Raw genomic sequence first — 20,102 nt, forward strand, 5'->3', positions numbered from 1 at the left:
TGACGTTTTGCTTGCAGGAATCCTTATCGTGAACGTCACCACGTCAAGAAGCTGGACGCTGCCCGCAGCGGCGCGTCCGGGGCCGTCGCCTGTCACGCGGGCCGCGGCCGGCGCGCCGGCCGCCGACGTCCGGCCCGCGCCGGACGCAGCCGCGCCATCCACGCCCAGCGAGCGCCTGCTCGCGATCGACCGCGTGAGTCTCGAATACCGCAGCCGCGCGCGCATCGTCCGCGCGACGCATCAGGTGAGCTTCGACGTGTACGGCGGCGACCGCTTCGTGCTGCTCGGGCCGTCCGGTTGCGGCAAGTCGACGCTGCTGAAGGCGATCGCAGGCTTCATCGAGCCGGCGTCCGGCACGATCGCGCTCGGCGGCGAGCCGGTGCGCGGGCCCGGCGCCGATCGCGTCGTCGTGTTTCAGGAATTCGATCAGTTGCCGCCGTGGAAGACGGTTGCCGAGAACGTCGCGTTCCCGCTGCGCGTCGCGAAGAAGCTGCCGCGCGCCGAAGCGCGCGAGCGCGCATTGCACTATCTCGACAAGGTGGGCCTCGCGGCATTCGCCGATGCGTATCCACACACGCTGTCCGGCGGCATGAAGCAGCGCGTGGCGATCGCCCGCGCGCTGGCGAACCGCCCGCGCATCCTGCTGATGGACGAGCCGTTCGGTGCGCTCGACGCGCTGACCCGCCGCAAGATGCAGGAGGAGCTGCTGCGGCTGTGGGACGACGTGCGCTTCACGCTGCTGTTCGTCACGCATTCGATCGAGGAGGCGCTCGTCGTCGGCAACCGCATTCTGCTGCTGTCGCCACACCCGGGCCGCGTGCGCGCGGAGCTCAACAGTCACGCGTATTCGCAGGACAGCGTCGGCCGCGCCGATTTCCGCGACAGCGTCGCGCGCATTCACCGGCTGCTGTTCGAGACGAACGACGAGTTCGCGCAGGAGACCGAACGATGAGCACGCCGCATCCGACTCTGCCGCCGCTGCCGCCGGTGCGCGCGGAATACGAACTGCCGCTGCAGGCGCCGCTCGACGTCGAACGCGCGGTTCCCGTGCCGCTCGCGCGACGCGTGCTGGACGCCGGCTGGTTTCGCCGTGCGCTGATCGCGCTGGTGCTGATCGGCGCATGGGAACTCACCGCGCGGCTCGTCGCCAACGACCTGCTCGTGCCGACCTTCGGCGCGACGTTCGTCGCATTCGTGCAGGGCATCGCGTCGGGCGAGCTGCTCGTGAAGACCGGCATCTCGCTGTCGGTGCTGCTGCGCGGCTATGCGCTCGGCGTGGTGCTCGCGTTCGCGCTGACGTCGGTTGCCGTGTCGACGCGCATCGGCCGCGACCTGCTGTCGATGCTGACGTCGATGTTCAACCCGCTGCCGTCGATCGCGCTGCTGCCGATCGCGTTGCTGTGGTTCGGCCTCGGCACCGGCAGCCTGCTGTTCGTGCTCGTGCACGCGGTGCTGTGGCCGCTCGCGCTGAACATGTACACGGGTTTTCTCGGCGTGCCCGCGACGCTGCGGATGGCCGGCCGCAACTACGGACTCACGGGGCTGAAGCAGGTCGCGCTGATCCTCGTGCCGGCCGCGCTGCCGTCGATTCTCGCGGGATTGCGCGTCGGCTGGGCGTTCGCGTGGCGCACGCTGATCGCCGCGGAACTCGTGTTCGGCGCGAGCGCGGGGCAGGGCGGGCTCGGCTGGTACATCTTCCAGAATCGCAACGAGCTGTATACGGACCGCGTGTTCGCGGGGCTCGCGGCGGTGATCGTGATCGGGTTGCTCGTCGAGCATCTCGTGTTCGATACGCTCGAGCGGCTGACGGTGCGGCGGTGGGGTGTGCAGCACTGAAGCAGCGGCATGGTCGGCCGCACCTCCCATACGCATGGGAATGCGGTCGCCGTGGCGGCCTCGAACGGCTCGCGCCCCAATATCACATAACGAAATTCAGCCCCGACAGGGGCTGCCTCATGTCAGAGGACGATCGAAAATCGCGGTCGGGCAGCTTGCCGCAGATCGTCTCCGTTCCTGCCGACGATAGCCGGAATTTCCCGGCATGCCTTGTGCGGCAAGGCTCCCATGCAAGCAGCCGGATTTCGCGCGCAAAGGCCGATTCGGTTGGTTCCCCCTTGCAGCCACGATTTCCGATGCCTCGTCTTTCAACTCTTATATAAGACATAAGACATTTGACGTTGCGGGATATTGCGATTAGAATCGCGATCGTCAAAGCAGTGCCTGGAACAGCCCGGAGTGCCGGCAAGGCCTTCCCCTCAAACGCAATATCAGCAGGTCTCCCCATGCTTGAAAACTTTCGTGCTCACGTGGCCGCCCGCGCCGCGCTCGGTATTCCTCCCCTGCCGCTGACGGCTCAGCAGACCGCCGAACTGGTCGAACTGCTGACCAACCCGCCCGCCGGCGAAGAGCAGACGCTCGTCGACCTGATCACCCATCGCGTGCCCGCCGGCGTCGACGAAGCCGCGCGCGTGAAGGCCGGCTTCCTGGCCGCCGTGGCCAAGGGCGAGACCGCCTGCCCGCTGATCTCGCGCGAACGCGCCACCGAACTGCTCGGCACGATGCTGGGCGGCTACAACATCCAGCCGCTGATCGAGCTGCTGTCCGACGAGGCAGTCGCTGCCGTCGCCGCTGACGCACTGAAGAAAACCCTGCTGATGTTCGACCAGTTCCACGACGTCAAGGAACTCGCCGACAAGGGCAACGTGCACGCGAAGGCCGTGCTGCAAAGCTGGGCCGACGCCGAATGGTTCACGAGCCGTCCGGAAGTGCCGCAAAGCCTGACCATCACCGTGTTCAAGGTGACGGGCGAAACCAACACCGACGACCTGTCGCCGGCCCCGGACGCCACCACCCGCCCGGACATCCCGATGCACGCGCTGGCGATGCTGAAGAACGCACGCCCGGGCATCACGCCGGAAGAAGACGGCAAGCGCGGCCCGGTCAAGTTCATCGAATCGCTGAAGGAAAAGGGTCACCTAGTCGCCTACGTCGGCGACGTGGTCGGCACCGGCTCCTCGCGCAAGTCGGCCACCAACTCGGTGCTGTGGTTCACCGGCGAAGACATCCCGTTCGTGCCGAACAAGCGCTTCGGCGGCGTGTGCCTCGGCGGCAAGATCGCCCCGATCTTCTACAACACGATGGAAGACGCCGGCGCACTGCCGATCGAGCTCGACGTGTCGCAGATGGAAATGGGCGACGTGGTCGAACTGCGCCCGTACGAAGGCAAGGCGCTGAAGGACGGCAAGGTCATCGCCGAATTCCAGGTCAAGTCCGACGTGCTGTTCGACGAAGTGCGCGCCGGCGGCCGCATTCCGCTGATCATCGGCCGCGGCCTGACCGCGAAGGCGCGTGAAGCGCTGGGCCTCGCGCCGTCGACGCTGTTCCGCCTGCCGCACCAGCCGGCTGACAGCGGCAAGGGTTTCTCGCTCGCGCAGAAGATGGTCGGCCGCGCGTGCGGTCTGCCGGAAGGCCAGGGCGTGCGCCCGGGCACGTACTGCGAACCGAAGATGACCTCGGTCGGCTCGCAGGACACCACGGGCCCGATGACCCGCGACGAACTGAAGGATCTCGCGTGCCTCGGCTTCTCGGCCGACCTCGTGATGCAGTCGTTCTGCCACACCGCCGCGTATCCGAAACCGGTCGACGTGAAGACGCACCAGACGCTGCCGAACTTCATCAGCACGCGCGGCGGCATCGCGCTGCGCCCGGGCGACGGCGTGATCCACTCGTGGCTGAACCGCATGCTGCTGCCCGACACCGTCGGCACCGGCGGCGATTCGCACACGCGTTTCCCGATCGGCATCAGCTTCCCGGCAGGTTCGGGCCTGGTCGCGTTCGCGGCCGCCACCGGCACGATGCCGCTGGACATGCCGGAATCGGTGCTGGTCCGCTTCAAGGGCAAGATGCAGCCGGGCGTCACGCTGCGCGACCTCGTGAACGCGATCCCGCTGTACGCGATCAAGCAAGGCATGCTGACGGTCGCCAAGCAAGGCAAGAAGAACATCTTCTCGGGCCGCATCCTCGAAATCGAAGGCCTGCCCGACCTGAAGGTCGAGCAAGCGTTCGAGCTGTCGGATGCGTCCGCCGAGCGTTCGGCCGCCGGTTGCTCGGTGCGCCTGAACAAGGAGCCGATCATCGAATACCTGAACAGCAACATCACGCTGCTGAAGTGGATGATCGCGCAGGGCTACCAGGATCCGCGCAGCCTGCAGCGCCGGATCGCGGCGATGGAACAGTGGCTGGCCGACCCGCAACTGCTGTCGCCGGATGCCGACGCCGAGTATGCGGCCGTCATCGAGATCGACCTCGCCGACATCCACGAGCCGATCGTCGCGTGCCCGAACGACCCGGACGACGTGAAGACGCTGTCGGACGTCGCCGGCGCGAAGATCGACGAGGTGTTCATCGGCTCGTGCATGACCAACATCGGTCACTTCCGTGCCGCGTCGAAGCTGCTGGAAGGCAAGCGCGACATCCCGGTCAAGCTGTGGGTCGCGCCGCCGACCAAGATGGACCAGAAGCAGCTGACGGAAGAAGGCCACTACGGCGTGTTCGGCACGGCCGGTGCGCGTACCGAAATGCCGGGCTGCTCGCTGTGCATGGGTAACCAGGCTCAGGTGCGCGAAGGCGCGACGGTCATGTCGACGTCGACCCGCAACTTCCCGAACCGTCTGGGCAAGAACACGAACGTGTATCTCGGCTCGGCGGAACTGGCCGCGATCTGCTCGCGTCTGGGCAAGATCCCGACCAAGGAAGAGTACATGGCCGACATGGGCGTGCTCAGCGCGAACGGCGACAAGATCTACAAGTACATGAACTTCGACCAGATCGAAGACTTCAAGGAAGTCGCCGACACCGTGCAGATGTAAGCGTGCTGTCGGGCTACGGCGTGTGGTTCGCGTCGTAGCGCCACGCAATGGCGCCGCAGGCGGAATGCTTGCGGCGCCGTTTTTTTGGGTTCTTCACGGATTAGCGTGAAGGCGCGCCCAAAAGGAAAGCGGTGTCCGAAGGAATAGACTGGTTATCGCGACCGCTGCAGGGAAGCCGGCTACAAGGCGTTAACAGCAGTGCGACTTGAAACTCAAATCAATTGCCGGATGACCTTCGGCGATCGTCCTTGGGGTGCGCTGTGGAATGCCGTGGGCATTGACCATAGCCACGGAGAACGAAAAAGCACCGTCGCCGGTGCTTTCCGGGTACGACATCAGTCGTAATGGTACCGACACTGCATCACGTAGATGATGCTGTCCTGGACGATGTACACGAGGCGATCAGCTTTCGTGATGCGACGTGACCAGAAACCGGTCAGGTCGCCTTTCAAGGGCTCCGGCTTGCCAGTGCCCTTGAAAGGATCTCGGGAGATCTCCTCAATCAGGCCGTTGATCTCGGCGACGATTGCGAGGTTTTTTTCCTGCCAGTACAGGTAATCGTCCCAAGCGTTCGTCGACCATGCAACCTTGCAGTTACTTACCGCTGCGGCCTTGTTTTTCGCCTTCTTTTTCTGTGTCATGTGTCAGCAATTCCTTTACAGAGGTCTTGCCGGCCTTGAATTCAGCAATGGATTGGCGCAGTCGGTCAGCGTTCGTCGGGGTGCCCAACAGATGCAGTGTCTCCTGCAGGCTGTTGTAGTCCTCCAGCGAAATCATGACGACATGTTCCCCGCGCTGACGGGTGATTATCGTCGGTTCGTGATCCTTGCACACCGCGTCCAGAGCCTGCTTGAAGCCGGCTCGCGCCTCACTAAAAGTCAGGATGTTCATATCGAGCTTTCTCGCTTGCCTGCTACCCGGCTCCGGGCGCAAGCGTCTACGTTCACGCTCCCGCCCGAGAAGGCAAGAGCGGCGTGTTCGCCGTCCCGAGTTTGATGGGGACGGCATCCAGTGAAGGCGTTATGCGCCATATCGCTTCCGCATTCCTATAGTCCAAGGATCGACCCTGACAAAGGGGGCGAATGCTTCGCTATTGTACATAGTTTTGTACCATTCTGCCATCCATCCCTGTCGCGATGGACGAGCTTGGTCTTCGACGTATCCAAGTCGAGTTCTTATCTGTCGTTCACGCTATTTCGTGACGGACCAATAAAAAAGCGCGCGACACCCCGAGGCATCGCGCGCCTTGTGTTTCACACCGGCACCCCCGCGAACGGACGCACCGGCTTTCCCGTCAGAATCCGCCGAACCCCGGCCCGCCGGCCCCTGCTTCCGGTGCGCCGCCCACCGGCCCCGCCTCCTTCGGTGCCTCATGCACGGTCGCATCGGTCGTCAGCAGCAACCCGGCCACCGACGCCGCGTTCTGCAGCGCCGTACGCGTGACCTTGGTCGGATCGAGCACGCCCGACTCGACGAGGTCGCCGTATTCGCCCGTCTGCGCGTTGTACCCGAAGTTGCCCGAGCCTTCGGCCACCTTCGCGACGACGACGCTCGCTTCCTCGCCCGCGTTCGTGACGATCTGGCGCAGCGGTTCCTCGAGTGCGCGCAGCACGATCTTGATGCCCGCGTTCTGGTCGGCGTTCACGCCCTGCAGTTCGCGGATCGCCTGCCGCACGCGGATCAGCGCGACGCCGCCGCCCGGCACGATGCCTTCCTCGACGGCCGCGCGCGTGGCGTGCAGCGCGTCGTCGACGCGGTCCTTCTTTTCCTTCACCTCGATCTCGGTGGCGCCGCCGACCTTGATGACCGCCACGCCGCCAGCGAGCTTCGCGACGCGTTCCTGCAGTTTCTCGCGGTCGTAGTCCGACGTCGCTTCCTCGATCTGCACGCGGATCTGCTTCACGCGCGCCTCGATGTTCTTCGCATCGCCGGCGCCGTCGATCACCGTCGTGTTTTCCTTGCCGACCTCGATGCGCTTCGCCTGGCCGAGTTCCGCCAGCGTCGCCTTCTCGAGCGTCAGGCCCGTTTCCTCGGCGATCACCTGCCCGCCGGTCAGGATCGCGATGTCTTCGAGCAGCGCCTTGCGGCGGTCGCCGAAGCCCGGCGCCTTCACGGCCACCGTCTTCAGGATGCCGCGGATGTTGTTGACGACCAGCGTCGCGAGCGCTTCGCCTTCGACGTCTTCCGCGATGATCAGCAGCGGCCGGCCCGATTTCGCGACCTGTTCGAGCACCGGCAGCAGGTCGCGGATGTTCGAGATCTTCTTGTCGTGCAGCAGGATGTACGGGCTTTCGATCTCGGCGATCTGCTTGTCGGGATTGTTGATGAAATACGGCGACAGGTAGCCGCGATCGAACTGCAGCCCTTCGACGACATCGAGCTCGTCCGCGAGCGACTTGCCGTCCTCGACGGTGATCACGCCTTCCTTGCCGACGCGGTCGATCGCTTCCGCGATGCGCTGGCCGATCGACTCCTCGCCGTTCGCGGAGATCGTCGCGACCTGCGCGATTTCCTTGCTCGTGGTGGTCGGGCGGCTGATCTTCTTCAGCTCGTCGACGGCCGCCGCGACCGCCTTGTCGATGCCGCGCTTCAGGTCGAGCGGATTGAGCCCGGCCGCGACGTACTTCTGGCCTTCGCGGACGATCGCCTGCGCGAGCACGGTGGCCGTCGTGGTGCCGTCGCCGGCCGCATCGCTGGTGCGCGACGCGACTTCCTTCACGAGCTGCGCGCCGATGTTCTGCAGCTTGTCCGCGAGTTCGATTTCCTTCGCGACCGACACGCCGTCCTTCGTGACGACCGGCGCGCCGAAGCTGCGTTCGAGCACGACGTTGCGGCCCTTCGGCCCGAGCGTGACCTTCACCGCGTTCGCGAGAATGTTCACGCCTTCGGTCAGCTTCGCACGTGCAACGTCGCTGAAAATGATTTCCTTCGCTGCCATGATTGCGCTCCGTTATTGATTGACGACTGCGACGATGTCTTCCTCGCGCAGCACGAGGAACTCATTGCCGTCCACCTTGACGGCCTGGCCCGCGTACTTGCCGAACAGCACGCGCTCGCCGACCTGCAGGTCGGGCACGATGCGCTGGCCGTCCGCATCCTTGCGGCCGGGGCCGACGGCAATCACTTCACCCTGGTCGGGTTTTTCCGCGGCGCTGTCGGGGATCACGATGCCCGAAGCGGTGGTGGTTTCCTGGTCGAGTCGCTTCACGATCACGCGGTCGTGCAAGGGGCGTAGGCTCATTGGTTCGTCCTGTCGGAATGTGTGATTGGCACTCTGCATCGGAGAGTGCTGACGAGTATAAAAATGCGCGCCGGCGCGATCCAATAACGGATTGCGAAATGCATTTGCGCGGGCGTGAATTGGGGCGCGCGGCGAGCGGGAGCGGCGCGCGGCGGCGAGCCGACAAGCGCAGATGAAAACCAGATAGAAGCGCGCCGCGTCAGATCAGCAGCGTCAGGGTGCGGAACAACGCGAGGTCTTCCTTGCGTGCCGATCGCGCATGGCGGCGGATCACGTGCAGCAGGCAGTCGATGAAGCAGCGCGCCGCGTCGCTCAACGTGCTGCTGCGCCGCGTGACGATCCCGAGGTCGCGCGGCTCGAACGTCTCCTTCAGCTGCAACGCGCGCATCCGTTCGCCGAACGGCGGCACGCCGGCGAGGATCGTCGGGCACCACGTGCACATGTCGGCCTGTTCGAGCATCGTCTGCAGCATCGCCACCGACTGCGCACGGACGATGCGCCGTTCGTCGATGTCGGCACCGTGGCGCGTGAACAGGTAGTCGACGAGCGCGGCCTGCCCGTCGGCCGGGAAATTCAGCACCCAGTCGTTATCGAGCAGGTCGTGGATCGAGCGCGCGCGTTCGAGCGGATGGCCGGCGCGCACCATCACCGACGTCTCGTAGCGCAGCATCGGCTCGAACGCGAATTCCTGCGTGCCGCCCGGTTGCACGTGCCCGAGCGCGAAATCCATGCTGCCGTCGCGCAGCAGCGGCTGCGCGACGGCCATCAGCGCTTCGTAGAGCTCGAGGCGCACGTCGGGCATCCGCTCGCGAAAGCGCAGCACCGTTTCCGCGAGGAACGTCATCGTGAGCCACGGCGTCACGCCGATGCTCAGCCGGCCCTCGATGCGGCCGCGCATGCGTTCGAGATCGCTCTGTGCGTGTTCGAGCTGCTTCAGCACGAGCTTCGCGTGCGTGAGCAGTGTCTTGCCGTAGTCGGTGAAGCCGATCCCCTCCGGCGCGCGCACGAGCAGCGGCAGGCGCTCGCCGGCCTCCAGTTCGCGCAGCGCGCGCGTGACGGCCGCCTGCGACAACCCGAGCGTGCGCGCCGCGCCGCGGATGCTCCCGGCCTCCGCGCTCGCGACGAGCGCCTGAAGCTGATGCAGCTTGATCGTACCCATGGTGCGATACCCAACAACGAAAGGTTGTCATCATAACGAAACCGCGGCTGTTCGCCGGGATTTTCGCTGCCTACGATGCGGCCAACGATCGGCCATCCGGCGATCGTCGGCGATACGGAACCGGGGAGCGGGAAATTGGATTCGACACGCATTCCGCCCGAAATGGCGGCAATCGAAGCGGACATGATCGCGTTGCGCCGACGGCTGCACGCGCATCCGGAGCTCGGCTTCGAGGAACACGCGACGAGCGGCCTCGTGGCCGAGTACCTGACAACGTGGGGTTATCGGGTGACGCGCGGGCTCGGCGGCACGGGCGTGGTCGGCACGTTGACGCGAGGCGCCGGGAAGCGGCTCGGGCTGCGCGCGGACATGGACGCACTGCCGATCCGCGAGGCGACCGGGCTGCCGCATGCGAGCCGGTGCGACGGCGTGATGCATGCGTGCGGCCACGACGGCCATACGGCGATGCTGCTGGCGGCGGCGCGCTGCCTGGCGGAACGCGAACGGTTCCGCGGCACGCTGAACCTGATTTTCCAGCCGGCCGAGGAAGGGCTCGGCGGCGCGAAGCGGATGATCGACGACGGGCTGTTCGAGCAGTTTCCGTGCGACGCGGTGTTCGCGATGCACAACGTGCCGGGCCTGCCGGCCGGCGTGCTCGGCTTCTGCGACGGCCCGGCGATGGCATCGGCCGACGAGGTGCGCGTGCGCGTGACCGGGCGCGGCGGGCATGGCGCGGCGCCGCATACGACGATCGATCCGGTGGTCGTCTGCGCGTCGATCGTGATGGCGCTGCAGACCGTCGTGTCGCGCAACGTGAACCCGCAGGACCTGGCGATCGTGACGGCCGGCTCGATCCATGCGGGCACCGCGTCGAACGTGATCCCGCCGCACGCGGAGCTGGCGCTGAGCGTGCGCGCGCTGTCGCCGGACGTGCGCGCGCTGCTCGAACGGCGCATTCGCGAGATCGTGCACGGGCAGGCCGCGAGCTACGGCGCGACGGCCGAGATCGACTACCGGCACGACTATCCGGTGCTCGTCAATCACCCGGCCGAAACCGCCTTCGCGCGCGACGTCGCCCGCGAATGGGGCGGCGATGGCGCGCTGATCGAACAGATGCAGCCGATCGCGGCGAGCGAGGATTTCGCGTTCATGCTCGAAGCCTGCCCGGGCAGCTACCTGTCGATCGGCAACGGCGACGGCGCGGCCGGCTGCGGGCTGCACCACCCCGGCTACGACTTCAACGACGCGTGCCTGGCCACCGGCGCGAGCTACTGGATTGCGCTGGCGGAGCGGTTTCTCGGCTGACGCGGCACGGCGATTCCGGTTCATACGTTCAGGTACACACAAGGAGACAGGCAATGAAGAAGTGGATGGCGGCAGTTGCGATGACGCTCGCGGCGGGCGCGGCGCACGCAGGCGGCGACTGGGCGGGCAAGGAGATCCGCCTCGGGGTCGATCCGACCTATCCGCCGCTCGAATACAAGCAGCCCGACGGCACGCTGACGGGTTTCGGGATCGACATCACCAACGCGTTGTGCGCGGAGCTGCATGCGCGCTGCGTGTGGGTCGAGTCGAGCTTCGACGGGATGATCCCGGGGCTGCTCGCGCGCAAGTTCGACGTGATCGCGTCGTCGATGACGATCACGCCGAAGCGGATGCAGCAGATCGCGTTCACGAACCGGATCTCGAACGCGCCGGCGCGGCTGATCGCGCGCAGGGGCTCGCCGCTGCTGCCGACGGCCGACGCGCTGAAGGGCAAGCGCGTGGGCGTCGAGCAGGGCTCCGCGCAGGCCGACTACGCGATCGCGAACTGGCAGCCGGCCGGCGTGCAGATCGTGTCGTACCAGAACCAGGACCAGGTGTACGCCGACCTCGTGACGGGGCGGCTCGACGCGGCGTTCCAGGCCTCGATCGCGGCCAGCGACGGCTTCCTGAAGAAGCCGCAGGGCAAGGATTTCGCGTTCGTCGGCGCGGCGATCGACGACGTGAAGTATTTCGGGCAGGGCGACGGGCTCGGGCTGCGCAAGCAGGACAACGACCTGCGCGACGCGTTCAATCGCGCGCTCGCGACGATCCTCGCGAACGGCACGTACCAGAAGATCAACCGGAAGTACTTCGATTTCGACATCTACGGCGCGAAGTAAGCCGCGCACGCCGGCGCCGAGCCGCCGAAGCGTCGACGCCGCCACGCGGCCCCGGCCATGCGCGTTACCGGGCGACCCGGATCACGACCTTGCCGAAGTGCTGCCCCGACTGCAGGTACGCGTACGCCTGCGGTGCTTCGTCGAAGCCGAACACGCGATCGACCACCGGCTTGATCTTGCGCGCGTCGACGAGCCCGGCCACCGCATCGAGCATCGCGCGGCTGCCGACCATGATCCCCTGCAGCCGCCGGATCCCGCCGATCAGCGACAGCAGCCCGAGTTCGGGGCCGCCGAAGCTGCTGAGGCCGCCGATCACCGATACGGTGCCGCCCATCTTCGTCGCGGCGACCGAGCGCGGCAGCGTATCCTTGCCGCCGACTTCGACGACCAGGTCCGCCCCCGCGCCGTCGGTGAGCCGCAGCACGTCGTGCTGCCATTCGGGCGCGGCGCGATAGTTGATGGTTGCGTCCGCACCGAGCGCGCGGGCACGTTCGAGCTTCGCGTCGCTCGACGACGTGACGATGGTGCGCAGCCCCGCGGCATGCGCGAGCTGCAGCGCGACGATCGACACACCGCCGGTGCCGAGCAGCACGACGGTGGCGCCCGGCCGCAGGCCGCCGTCGGCGAACAGCGCGTTCCAGGCGGTGATGCCCGCGCACGACAGCGTCGCCGCCTCGTCGTAGTCCAGATGCGCGGGAATCGCGACGAGCGCCGCTTCGTCGGACACGAAGTGTTCGGCCAGCACGCCGTCGAATTGCGCGCCGGGCGACCCCGCGGTTTTCTGCGGCGTCGGCGGCCCGTCGATCCAGCGCGGGAAGTAGGTGTTGATCACGCGATCGCCGGGCTTGAAGCGCGTGACGTCGCGGCCGGTTTCGATGACTTCGCCGGCGCCGTCGGCAACCGGAATCAGCGCTTCCTTGCCGATGCCGAGATAGTCGCCGCGCGCGAACATCAGGTCGCGATAGTTCAGGCCGGCCGAGTGGATCTTCACGACGACGTCATTCGGGCCCACCGGACGGCGCGGTGCGTCGATGCGCTGCAAACCGGCGATGCCGGTGCCGGGTTTCACTTGCCATGCGTGCATGTCGACTCCTGTTCGTGGTTGACGGGCTCATGATAGTGTTGCCGGAGAGGATGCATTGGAGAGAGTTCGGCCACTGACTGTCGCCAAAATGGACACGAATCGATAAGGAGAGAAAGCGCATGGACGATCGCCTGGGCGGCATCGCCGAGTTTGTCGACGTGGTGGATTCGGGCAGCTTCGCGGCGGCCGCGCTGCGGCTCGGCGTCACGCGTTCGGCGGTCGCGAAGGTCGTCGCGCGGCTCGAACGCCGTCTCGGCACCCGGCTCCTGCAGCGCACGACCCGCCAGCTCGGCCTGACCGACGAAGGGCTCGTCTATTACGAACAGTGCCGGCGGCTGCTCGCCGAACTCGGCGAGACGGAGGCCGCGCTCGACGCGGGACGCCGCGAGCCATCCGGGAGGCTGCGCGTCAGCGTGCCCGTGCTGTTCGGGCGGCAATGCGTGGCGCCCGTCATGCGGCGCCTCGTGGAGCGCCATCCGCGGCTCGAAATCGACGTGTCGTTCAGCGATCGCGTGGCCGACCTCGTCAACGACGGCTTCGACATCGCGGTGCGCGTCGGCCCGCTCGTCGACACGACCGCGCTCGTCTGCCGCCCGCTCGGCATGCAGCAGATGGGCATCTGCGCGTCGCCGGCCTATCTGGCGCAACACGGCCGGCCGGCGGGGCTCGACGAACTCGCGTCGCACGTCGGCATCGCGTATTCGCGCGGCGGGCAGGTCGTGCCGTGGCGAATCGTCGGCGCGGACGGCGATGCGCGCGAGCTTCGCGTGAGCGCCCGCCTGCGCTTCGACGACCTGCTGGCGATCGCCGATGCGGCCGCCGCCGGCGCGGGCCTCGCGTGGCTGCCGTGCTGGCTGATGGCGCCTTACCTGCGCGACGGCCGGCTCTCGCTCGTGATGGACAGCAACAGCGTGTCGGGCGCCGAAGTGTTCGCGGTGCGGCCGGCATCGCGCCAGGTGCCGTCGAAGGTGCGTGTGGTCATCGACGCGCTCGTCGACGAGATACCGCACATGCTCGCGCGGAGTTCGTCCGTCGACGGCGGGCACGGAGCGCATGGGTGACCGGGCCGCCGCAAGATCGCCATCGCCGGCGGGATTCCGGGCCCGCCCTGTCAGCATCGACAGGCTGACGACGCCGGGCGGCGGTGCGTATGATTGCGGGCTTTTGCTTCCCGAGAGGACATGCCCGTGAACAAGAAACTTCAGGTCGTCATCGTGTTTATCGTCGGCCTCGTCGCGATGAGCGTCGCCTATCATTTCATGCATTCCTGAGCATCGGCGCGTACCGCCCGCGGCGGGCGCCGGTTGCGCTTCCCGCAATCCCGCCGATGCCCTCCGTGCGCGGTCGCGTCATATTCCGCCGCCCCGTTAGCATGTGACGAATCGGACTTTGGCCCCCGCTGCGGCAACGCTAAGATCGCCGATCCCGACGAACGAGCGATACCGCGATGACCCAGCCCGCCGCGCCCCAGCCTGCTTCCCGCTTCCGCCTGATCTGCGCCGCGATGGCCGGCGCGTTGTCGCTCGCATCGTGCGGCGGCGACGTCGACAGTACGCCGCCGCAGGTGAACGCGGGCGCGTCGGCAAAACGCCCGAACATCCTGTACATCATGGCCGACGATCTCGGCTATTCCGACATCCATGCATTCGGCGGCGAGATCAACACGCCGAACCTCGATGCGCTCGTCGCGTCGGGCCGCATCCTGTCGAACCATCACACGGGCACCGTCTGCGCGATCACGCGCGCGATGCTGGTGTCCGGCACCGATCACCATCTGGTCGGCGAAGGCACGATGGGAGTGCCGACCGACGAACGGCGCGGGCTGCCCGGCTACGAGGGCTACCTGAACGACCGTGCACTGTCGTTCGCACAACTATTGAAGGATGCCGGCTACCACACGTACATCGCGGGCAAGTGGCATATCGGCTCGGGGATCGTCGGCAGCGCGACGGGCAGCGGGCAGACGCCGGACCAGTGGGGCTTCGAGCGCAGCTACGTGCTGCTCGGCGGCGCGGCGACCAACCACTTCGCGCACGAGCCGGCCGGCTCGTCGAACTACACCGAAGACGGCCGTTACGTGCAGCCCGGCCAGCCCGGGCAGCCGGGCGGTGCGGGCGGCAGCCCGGCCGTGTTCTATTCGACCGATTTCTATACGCAGAAGCTGATCTCGTACATCGATTCGAACCAGCGCGACGGCAAGCCGTTCTTCGCGTACGCGGCGTATACGTCGCCGCACTGGCCGCTCCAGGTGCCCGAACCATGGCTGCACAAGTATGCGGGCGTGTACGACGCCGGCTACGACGCGATCCGCAACGCGCGGATCGCACGGCAGAAGGCGCTCGGGCTGATTCCCGCCGATTTCAAGCCGTTCGACGGCCTGCCTGAAACGACGGCCGCGTCGCCCGCGACCGCGAACAACGGTACGGCCAGCGCGAAATACATCAGCGCGGTGCATTCGGCCGCTGACGGCTACAGCGACTACGGCCCCGGCAAGGTCGACAAGCTGTGGTCGAGCCTGTCGCCGGCCGAGCGCAAGGCGCAGGCGCGCTACATGGAGATCTACGCGGGGATGGTCGAGAACCTCGACTACAACATCGGACGCCTGATCCAGCACCTGAAGGACATCGGCGAATACGACAACACGTTCATCATGTTCCAGTCGGACAACGGCGCCGAAGGCTGGCCGATCGACTCGGGCGCGGACCCGACGGCGACCGACACCGCGAACGGGCAGGAGCCGGTCTACTCGACCCTCGGCACCGACAACGGCAAGCAGAATGCGCAGCGCCTGCAGTACGGGCTGCGCTGGGCCGAGGTGAGCGCGTCGCCGTTCCGGCTCACGAAGGGGTATTCGGCCGAAGGCGGCGTATCGACGCCGACGATCGTGCGCCTGCCGGGCCAGACGCAGCAGTTGCCGACGCTGCGCGCGTTCACGCACGTGACCGACAACACGGCGACGTTCCTCGCGGTCGCGGGCGTCACGCCGCCGTCGCAGCCGGCGCCGCCGCTCGTCAACACGCTGACGGGCGTCGACCAGAACAAGGGCAAGGTGATCTACAACAACCGCTACGTGTATCCGGTCACCGGCCAGTCGCTGCTGCCGGTGCTCACGGGATCGGCGACGGGCGAGGTGCATACGACGCCGTTCGGCGACGAAGCATACGGCCGCGCCTACCTGCGCAGCGCCGACGGCCGCTGGAAGGCGCTGTGGACCGAACCGCCGCTCGGGCCGCCCGACGGTCACTGGCAGCTTTACGACCTCGCGTCGGATCGCGGCGAGACGACCGACGTATCGGCGCAGAACCCGTCGGTGATCGGCACGCTGGTCGACCAGTGGAAGACCTACATGAGCAACGTCGGCGGTGTCGAACCGCTGCGTCCGCGCGGCTACTACTGATACCGGGGCGACACGATGCGGTTCCGGTTCTGGACGATCGGCGCGGCGCTGGCCGCCACGTTGTTCGCCGCGGCGTTCGCGGCCGGTTATGCGAATCCCGTTGCGCCGGGGGGCGACGCATTCGACGACGCGAATCGCGGCCGCGCGCTCGCGCCGCTCGGCTCGGAACGGCAGTGCGAGCGTTACTCGGGGCTGCCGGCAAAGTGGCGCGACGACCCGAAGGCCGGAATGGTGCATCTGCGCGGCGGCGCGTTCGTGTTCGGCAGCACGCGCGGCTACGCGGACGAGCGCCCGGTGGGCGACGGCCGTACGCGCGTCGGCGGGTTCTGGATCGACCAGACCGACGTGACGATCGCGCAGTTCGCCGCGTTCGTGCAGGCGACCGGCTACGTTACCGAGGCCGAGCAGCAGGGCGGGGCGGCCGTGTTCCATGTGCCGACACGCGACGAGATGAACGCGCGCGACCTCGCGTGGTGGTCGTGGGTGAAGGGCGCGTCGTGGCGTCATCCGCGCGGGCCGGGCAGCGGCGTCGACGGGATCGGCAACCTGCCCGTCACGCTCGTCACGCAGCGCGATGCGCTCGCCTATGCGCGCTGGCTCGGCCGCGACCTGCCGACCGAGGCCGAATGGGAATACGCGGGCAAGGCCGGCCGCGACGACGCGTCGCTCGACGCGGCGCCGCGCGACGCGCAGGGCAAGCCGGCCGCGAACTACTGGCAGGGCGCGTTCCCGGTGCTCGACACGGCCGAGGACGGCCATGCGGGGCTCGCGCCCGTCGGCTGCTACGCGGCGAACGGGTTCCGGCTCTACGACATGATCGGCAATGCGTGGGAATGGACGAAGGACGCCTATACGGGCCCGCACCAGTCGCATACCAACGGCGACACGGCGGCCGTCGCGCCGCCGACGCGCCGGCACGATACGCCGATGGTCATCAAGGGCGGCTCGTTCCTGTGCTCGCGCGATTACTGCGTGCGCTATCGCGCGTCGTCGCGCGAACAGCAGGAGGCCGATCTCGGCGCGTCGCATATCGGGTTTCGCACGATTCTGAGGGATGCGCCGTGACGCGGACATTGTTCCGGCGCGCCGCCGCGTGGTGGCCGGCTCTGCCCGAGCGTGACGCGCGCGTGATGACGAAGCGTGCGCGCCGTTCGATTGCCGCGCTGATGTGGCTCGCGTGCGGCGCGACGCATGCGGCGCCGGCGGTCGAGGCGGCCGGTGCGCCCGTGCGCGTCGGCGTGACGCGCGGCGTGCATGCGCAGATCCTCGACGAAGTGAAGCGGGTCGCTGCCGCGCGCGGTCTGCCGGTCGACGTCGTCGAATTCGACGATGCATCGCGCATCGACGCGGCACTGGCCGATGGCCGGATCGACGCGGCCAGCTTCGAGGACGCGCAGCGCCTCGCGGCGACGCGCGCCGCGAAGGGGTACGCGCTGACGGCGGTCGCGACGACGGTGACGCTGCCGATGGCGCTCTATTCGCGCAAGCTCAAAAACCTGAACGAACTGCAACCCGGTGCGACGGTCGCGATTCCCGCCGATCCGCGCGGGATGGCGCGCGCGCTCGTGCTGCTGCAGAACGACACGCTGGTGACGCTGCGCGAGCAGGCCGGCCTGCATGCGACGCTGCGCGACGTGACCGGCAACCGGCTCGGGCTGAAGCTCGTCGCGCTGCGCCGCGAACGCCTTTACGCGGCGCTCGACCGGGCCGCGTTCGTCGCGATCGACAGCGACGATGCCGCGCGGGCCGGGCTGCAACCCGCGCGCGACAGCATCAGCCTCGAGGACGCGCGCTCGCCGTACGCGAACGTGCTGACGGTGCGCGATGCCGATCGCGCGAAGCCGTGGGTGACGCAACTCGTCGCCGCCTATCACTCGGACGACGTCGCCCGCTTCATTCTCACGCGCTATCAGGATTCGGTGCGACGGCCGTGGTAGACACCTACCTGCTCGCGTGCAACGCATGCGGACGCTGCTGCAACAGCGCGCCGACGCTGTCGTTGCGCGAACTGTTCCGGCACCGGCATCGCTTCGTCGGCGCGCTGACGATCGGTCGCGTGCCGAAGCGGCGGATCGGCGAGCGCTGGCGCGCGGGCGGCCGCGAGCACGCGTTCGATGCCGACGACGTATCGGCCGCCGATGCGCTCGCGGGCACGTTGTTTCATCGCGCCGGCGGCGCGGGGAGCGAATGGATCGCGCTGACGCTGCAGGGCTACGACTATCCGTCGCTTGGACGTTGCGCGGCACTCGCCGACGACGGCCGCTGCAGCGTGCATGCGGACAAGCCGTCGATCTGCGGTGCGGCACCGCTCGATCCGATGCTGCCCGACCGGTTGCAGTCCCGTGTGCTGGCCGCGCGGCGCGACGATGCGGGATGGCTTGGCGCGAACTGCATTCTCGAAGGGCGAGATGTGTCGTCTACCGTTGGACCTTCGTCGCCGATCCCGCTGGTGACGGCGGAGCGCGTGGCCGACCGCGCGGCGCTCGATGCGTATCGCGATGCGCTCGTGTTCGAGCGCGCGGTGTGGCGCGATGCGGTGTACGCATCGTTGACCGGCGGCGGGCAGGAGGTGCGGCGCGCATTGTCCCGGCTCGCGCCCGGCGGGTACCTGACCGTGTCGATCGTGCCCGTCCTGCTGGCCGTTGCGTCGATCTCCGCGCCGTGCTGCGCGTTGTGCATCGACTTCATCGACGCTCAGCGTGCATTGATCGATGCGAGCGTCGCGGCGGCGCTCGCGCGCCGGCGGCCTGACGACCGGCCCGCGACGCGCGAGTTGCGCGGCTTCGCGCAGGCTTTCGAGCGCGCGCGGCAGGCGCTGGCGGCGATGCCGGCGCACGATGCCGCGCCGCGCGCCGATGCATCCCGCATCGAGGCGTGGCTCGCCGATCGACCCGATTTCGACCTCAACGCGGCCTGACGATCCCCGAGGTCGTCGTGCCTTAAACTCGGCGCTTGTCCAATAACAACCGAGGGGCTTCGATGTACGCGTCGACCTTCATTTTCCGTGCCGGGCAGTACGACGACGAATTCCACCGGCTCGACCGGCGGATCGCCGACATGGCACGCGCGACGCCCGGCTATCTCGGCGAGGAGACTTGGGAGAGCGCTGACGGGGGACTCATTCAGAACGTCTATTACTGGGAGTCGGAGGCGGCGCTGCAGCAACTGATGCAGCATCCGGCGCATCTCGAGGCAAAGGCGAAGCAGGCGCGCTGGCTGGACGGCTATCGCGTCGTGATTTCGAAGGTGCTGCGCGAGTACGGCGACGGCAGGCTTGTGCCGCCGCTTGGGGGGCAGGCGGGGTGAGTGGAGGGGGCGGCTGCGTTCCTTGATCCGGTTCACGCGTCAAACTCCGGATCCTTCATCGACCAGGCTGGATCGTCGTATTCTCCCCGTACCCACATCCACTGGCCTGCGAGGAACTCGCTGCGTCGTCGCTGTTCGAGTTCCTCGCTAGGCGTCAGTGTGCGGACTACGGGAAATCTTTGCCCTTCCCGGATCACAAATCGGCACGAGCTGGAGCCGTGGACGTATCCCTGCCATAAGCCCGTCTCGGGGCACAGCATGCCGGTGCGCAGGTTCATCTCCCCGTACTTCTGTCGCTTTGCTTGCCGTTCTTCGAGGCGACGTTGTCTGCGCTCGTCCGGAGTCAAGATCTTGTATGCGCGTCTTATTCTGACTTCGTCCAGCATCGGTGGAAGTGTTCCGTTCAATGGATTTACGTAAAATAGTTCGACATCAACGGGGAATTTGCTGGTGGCGATTGCTTTAGCTCGATACCGAAATTCCTGTAGGTTTGGGGAATCTGGAAATCTGGGAAATATTTCATTTCCGAATATGCGTTCTTCATCAGGGTCGACCCAATAGTTACCGAGTTGTAGCAGTGATTCAATTTCCGTGTGAGGCAGATCCGCTAACATCGGGTCAAGCCGGATCGTCACTCCTCCCGGAACGATCTTCACCTTCGAGCGGTCAGCGCTGTAGTCCTCCGGATCATCGCCTGTATAAAATGAAATCCTCGCTGACGACAGTACGGGATTGGTATATAGATAGCGTGCTCCTTTTTCACGCTCATGCGGTTCCTTATCGCGAATTCGACCAAAGGCGATATGCGCTGGATCAAATGGCTTGTCATCACGCAAGATCGCCATTGCCTCCTTCAGAAGGCTACGTACCATCGCACGCTGCTCGTCAGCATGTTTCGTCATG

General features: G+C 66.9%; 18 protein-coding genes. 11 read left to right on the forward strand and 7 right to left on the reverse strand.

Going from position 1 to position 20,102, the window contains the following annotated elements; translation table 11 throughout:
* Nucleotides 1–28 precede the first annotated feature (28 nt).
* The 3 genes from WT26_RS22345 to acnB all read left to right on the forward strand — a co-directional run bounded on the left by WT26_RS22345 (nucleotide 29) and on the right by acnB (nucleotide 4,868).
* On the forward strand, nucleotides 29–952 hold the full coding sequence (locus tag WT26_RS22345) for an ABC transporter ATP-binding protein (protein WP_069273968.1): 924 nt from the start codon (nucleotides 29–31) through the stop codon (nucleotides 950–952).
* Nucleotides 949–1,836 (forward strand): ABC transporter permease, encoded by an 888-nt coding sequence (locus WT26_RS22350; RefSeq protein WP_060228398.1) that lies wholly within the window; start codon nucleotides 949–951, stop codon nucleotides 1,834–1,836. The genes WT26_RS22345 and WT26_RS22350 overlap by 4 nt, the downstream gene beginning before the upstream one ends.
* 446 nt (nucleotides 1,837–2,282) lie before the next feature.
* Nucleotides 2,283–4,868, forward strand: a complete 2,586-nt coding sequence (gene acnB, locus WT26_RS22355) for a bifunctional aconitate hydratase 2/2-methylisocitrate dehydratase (RefSeq protein WP_059522438.1) — start codon at nucleotides 2,283–2,285, stop codon at nucleotides 4,866–4,868.
* Between the two features lie 335 nt (nucleotides 4,869–5,203).
* Here the strand turns inward: acnB and WT26_RS22360 are convergent, their stop codons facing one another.
* From WT26_RS22360 to WT26_RS22380, 5 genes are all read right to left on the reverse strand, one after another.
* Nucleotides 5,204–5,509, reverse strand: coding sequence for a Txe/YoeB family addiction module toxin (locus WT26_RS22360; protein WP_045564357.1), 306 nt, complete (start codon nucleotides 5,507–5,509; stop codon nucleotides 5,204–5,206).
* Nucleotides 5,463–5,759, reverse strand: coding sequence for a type II toxin-antitoxin system Phd/YefM family antitoxin (locus tag WT26_RS36165; RefSeq protein WP_059717108.1), 297 nt, complete (start codon nucleotides 5,757–5,759; stop codon nucleotides 5,463–5,465). The genes WT26_RS22360 and WT26_RS36165 overlap by 47 nt, the downstream gene beginning before the upstream one ends.
* A gap of 403 nt (nucleotides 5,760–6,162) precedes the next feature.
* Nucleotides 6,163–7,806 (reverse strand): chaperonin GroEL, encoded by a 1,644-nt coding sequence (gene groL / locus WT26_RS22370; RefSeq protein ID WP_069273969.1) that lies wholly within the window; start codon nucleotides 7,804–7,806, stop codon nucleotides 6,163–6,165.
* A 12-nt stretch (nucleotides 7,807–7,818) separates the two neighbouring features.
* Complete coding sequence (locus WT26_RS22375) at nucleotides 7,819–8,109, reverse strand: co-chaperone GroES (RefSeq protein WP_011356207.1); 291 nt, start codon at nucleotides 8,107–8,109, stop codon at nucleotides 7,819–7,821.
* Between the two features lie 199 nt (nucleotides 8,110–8,308).
* Entirely contained in the window at nucleotides 8,309–9,268 is a 960-nt protein-coding gene (locus tag WT26_RS22380; RefSeq protein ID WP_069273970.1) for a LysR substrate-binding domain-containing protein, read from the reverse strand.
* Nucleotides 9,269–9,403: 135 nt separating this feature from the next.
* Between WT26_RS22380 and WT26_RS22385 the strand changes: the two genes are divergently transcribed.
* Together WT26_RS22385 and WT26_RS22390 are read left to right on the forward strand one after the other, a co-directional pair.
* Nucleotides 9,404–10,573: a M20 aminoacylase family protein gene (locus WT26_RS22385; RefSeq protein WP_069275108.1), complete on the forward strand. Its 1,170-nt coding sequence runs from the start codon at nucleotides 9,404–9,406 to the stop codon at nucleotides 10,571–10,573.
* A 53-nt stretch (nucleotides 10,574–10,626) separates the two neighbouring features.
* Nucleotides 10,627–11,412, forward strand: coding sequence for an ABC transporter substrate-binding protein (locus WT26_RS22390; protein WP_069273971.1), 786 nt, complete (start codon nucleotides 10,627–10,629; stop codon nucleotides 11,410–11,412).
* Between the two features lie 64 nt (nucleotides 11,413–11,476).
* Here WT26_RS22390 and WT26_RS22395 read toward each other — a convergent pair whose 3' ends face one another.
* Nucleotides 11,477–12,496, reverse strand: coding sequence for a zinc-dependent alcohol dehydrogenase family protein (locus tag WT26_RS22395; protein WP_069273972.1), 1,020 nt, complete (start codon nucleotides 12,494–12,496; stop codon nucleotides 11,477–11,479).
* 119 nt (nucleotides 12,497–12,615) lie between these two features.
* On the opposite strand from WT26_RS22395, the gene WT26_RS22400 reads away from it, so the two are divergent.
* The 6 genes from WT26_RS22400 to WT26_RS22425 all read left to right on the forward strand — a co-directional run bounded on the left by WT26_RS22400 (nucleotide 12,616) and on the right by WT26_RS22425 (nucleotide 19,199).
* On the forward strand, nucleotides 12,616–13,557 hold the full coding sequence (locus WT26_RS22400) for a LysR substrate-binding domain-containing protein (RefSeq protein WP_069273973.1): 942 nt from the start codon (nucleotides 12,616–12,618) through the stop codon (nucleotides 13,555–13,557).
* A gap of 386 nt (nucleotides 13,558–13,943) precedes the next feature.
* On the forward strand, nucleotides 13,944–15,893 hold the full coding sequence (locus WT26_RS22405) for an arylsulfatase (RefSeq protein ID WP_069273974.1): 1,950 nt from the start codon (nucleotides 13,944–13,946) through the stop codon (nucleotides 15,891–15,893).
* A 15-nt stretch (nucleotides 15,894–15,908) separates the two neighbouring features.
* A complete protein-coding gene (locus WT26_RS22410; RefSeq protein ID WP_069273975.1) occupies nucleotides 15,909–16,958 on the forward strand; it encodes a formylglycine-generating enzyme family protein in 1,050 nt (349 codons plus the stop codon).
* A gap of 101 nt (nucleotides 16,959–17,059) precedes the next feature.
* Nucleotides 17,060–17,830 (forward strand): MetQ/NlpA family lipoprotein, encoded by a 771-nt coding sequence (locus WT26_RS22415; protein WP_069275109.1) that lies wholly within the window; start codon nucleotides 17,060–17,062, stop codon nucleotides 17,828–17,830.
* Nucleotides 17,824–18,810, forward strand: a complete 987-nt coding sequence (locus tag WT26_RS22420; RefSeq protein ID WP_069273976.1) for a YkgJ family cysteine cluster protein — start codon at nucleotides 17,824–17,826, stop codon at nucleotides 18,808–18,810. Before WT26_RS22415 ends, WT26_RS22420 begins: the two co-directional genes overlap by 7 nt.
* Nucleotides 18,811–18,872: 62 nt before the next feature.
* Nucleotides 18,873–19,199, forward strand: a complete 327-nt coding sequence (locus WT26_RS22425) for an antibiotic biosynthesis monooxygenase family protein (RefSeq protein WP_069273977.1) — start codon at nucleotides 18,873–18,875, stop codon at nucleotides 19,197–19,199.
* 32 nt (nucleotides 19,200–19,231) lie between these two features.
* Here WT26_RS22425 and WT26_RS22430 read toward each other — a convergent pair whose 3' ends face one another.
* Complete coding sequence (locus tag WT26_RS22430; RefSeq protein ID WP_059885038.1) at nucleotides 19,232–20,101, reverse strand: hypothetical protein; 870 nt, start codon at nucleotides 20,099–20,101, stop codon at nucleotides 19,232–19,234.
* Nucleotide 20,102 lies beyond the last annotated feature (1 nt).

The organism is Burkholderia cepacia, from assembly GCF_001718835.1.
GTDB lineage: Bacteria > Pseudomonadota > Gammaproteobacteria > Burkholderiales > Burkholderiaceae > Burkholderia > Burkholderia cepacia_F.

Excerpts from the sequence above, each read along its gene's own strand:
- WT26_RS22350 (WP_060228398.1), top strand. The coding sequence starts at position 949 with ATGAGCACGCCGCATCCGACTCTGCCGCCGCTGCCGCCGGTGCGCGCG.
- acnB (WP_059522438.1), top strand. The coding sequence starts at position 2,283 with ATGCTTGAAAACTTTCGTGCTCACGTGGCCGCCCGCGCCGCGCTCGGT.
- WT26_RS22360 (WP_045564357.1), bottom strand. The coding sequence starts at position 5,509 with ATGACACAGAAAAAGAAGGCGAAAAACAAGGCCGCAGCGGTAAGTAAC.
- WT26_RS36165 (WP_059717108.1), bottom strand. The coding sequence starts at position 5,759 with ATGAACATCCTGACTTTTAGTGAGGCGCGAGCCGGCTTCAAGCAGGCT.
- groL (WP_069273969.1), bottom strand. The coding sequence starts at position 7,806 with ATGGCAGCGAAGGAAATCATTTTCAGCGACGTTGCACGTGCGAAGCTG.
- WT26_RS22375 (WP_011356207.1), bottom strand. The coding sequence starts at position 8,109 with ATGAGCCTACGCCCCTTGCACGACCGCGTGATCGTGAAGCGACTCGAC.
- WT26_RS22380 (WP_069273970.1), bottom strand. The coding sequence starts at position 9,268 with ATGGGTACGATCAAGCTGCATCAGCTTCAGGCGCTCGTCGCGAGCGCG.
- WT26_RS22390 (WP_069273971.1), top strand. The coding sequence starts at position 10,627 with ATGAAGAAGTGGATGGCGGCAGTTGCGATGACGCTCGCGGCGGGCGCG.
- WT26_RS22395 (WP_069273972.1), bottom strand. The coding sequence starts at position 12,496 with ATGCACGCATGGCAAGTGAAACCCGGCACCGGCATCGCCGGTTTGCAG.
- WT26_RS22400 (WP_069273973.1), top strand. The coding sequence starts at position 12,616 with ATGGACGATCGCCTGGGCGGCATCGCCGAGTTTGTCGACGTGGTGGAT.
- WT26_RS22405 (WP_069273974.1), top strand. The coding sequence starts at position 13,944 with ATGACCCAGCCCGCCGCGCCCCAGCCTGCTTCCCGCTTCCGCCTGATC.
- WT26_RS22410 (WP_069273975.1), top strand. The coding sequence starts at position 15,909 with ATGCGGTTCCGGTTCTGGACGATCGGCGCGGCGCTGGCCGCCACGTTG.
- WT26_RS22415 (WP_069275109.1), top strand. The coding sequence starts at position 17,060 with ATGTGGCTCGCGTGCGGCGCGACGCATGCGGCGCCGGCGGTCGAGGCG.
- WT26_RS22425 (WP_069273977.1), top strand. The coding sequence starts at position 18,873 with ATGTACGCGTCGACCTTCATTTTCCGTGCCGGGCAGTACGACGACGAA.
- WT26_RS22430 (WP_059885038.1), bottom strand. The coding sequence starts at position 20,101 with ATGACGAAACATGCTGACGAGCAGCGTGCGATGGTACGTAGCCTTCTG.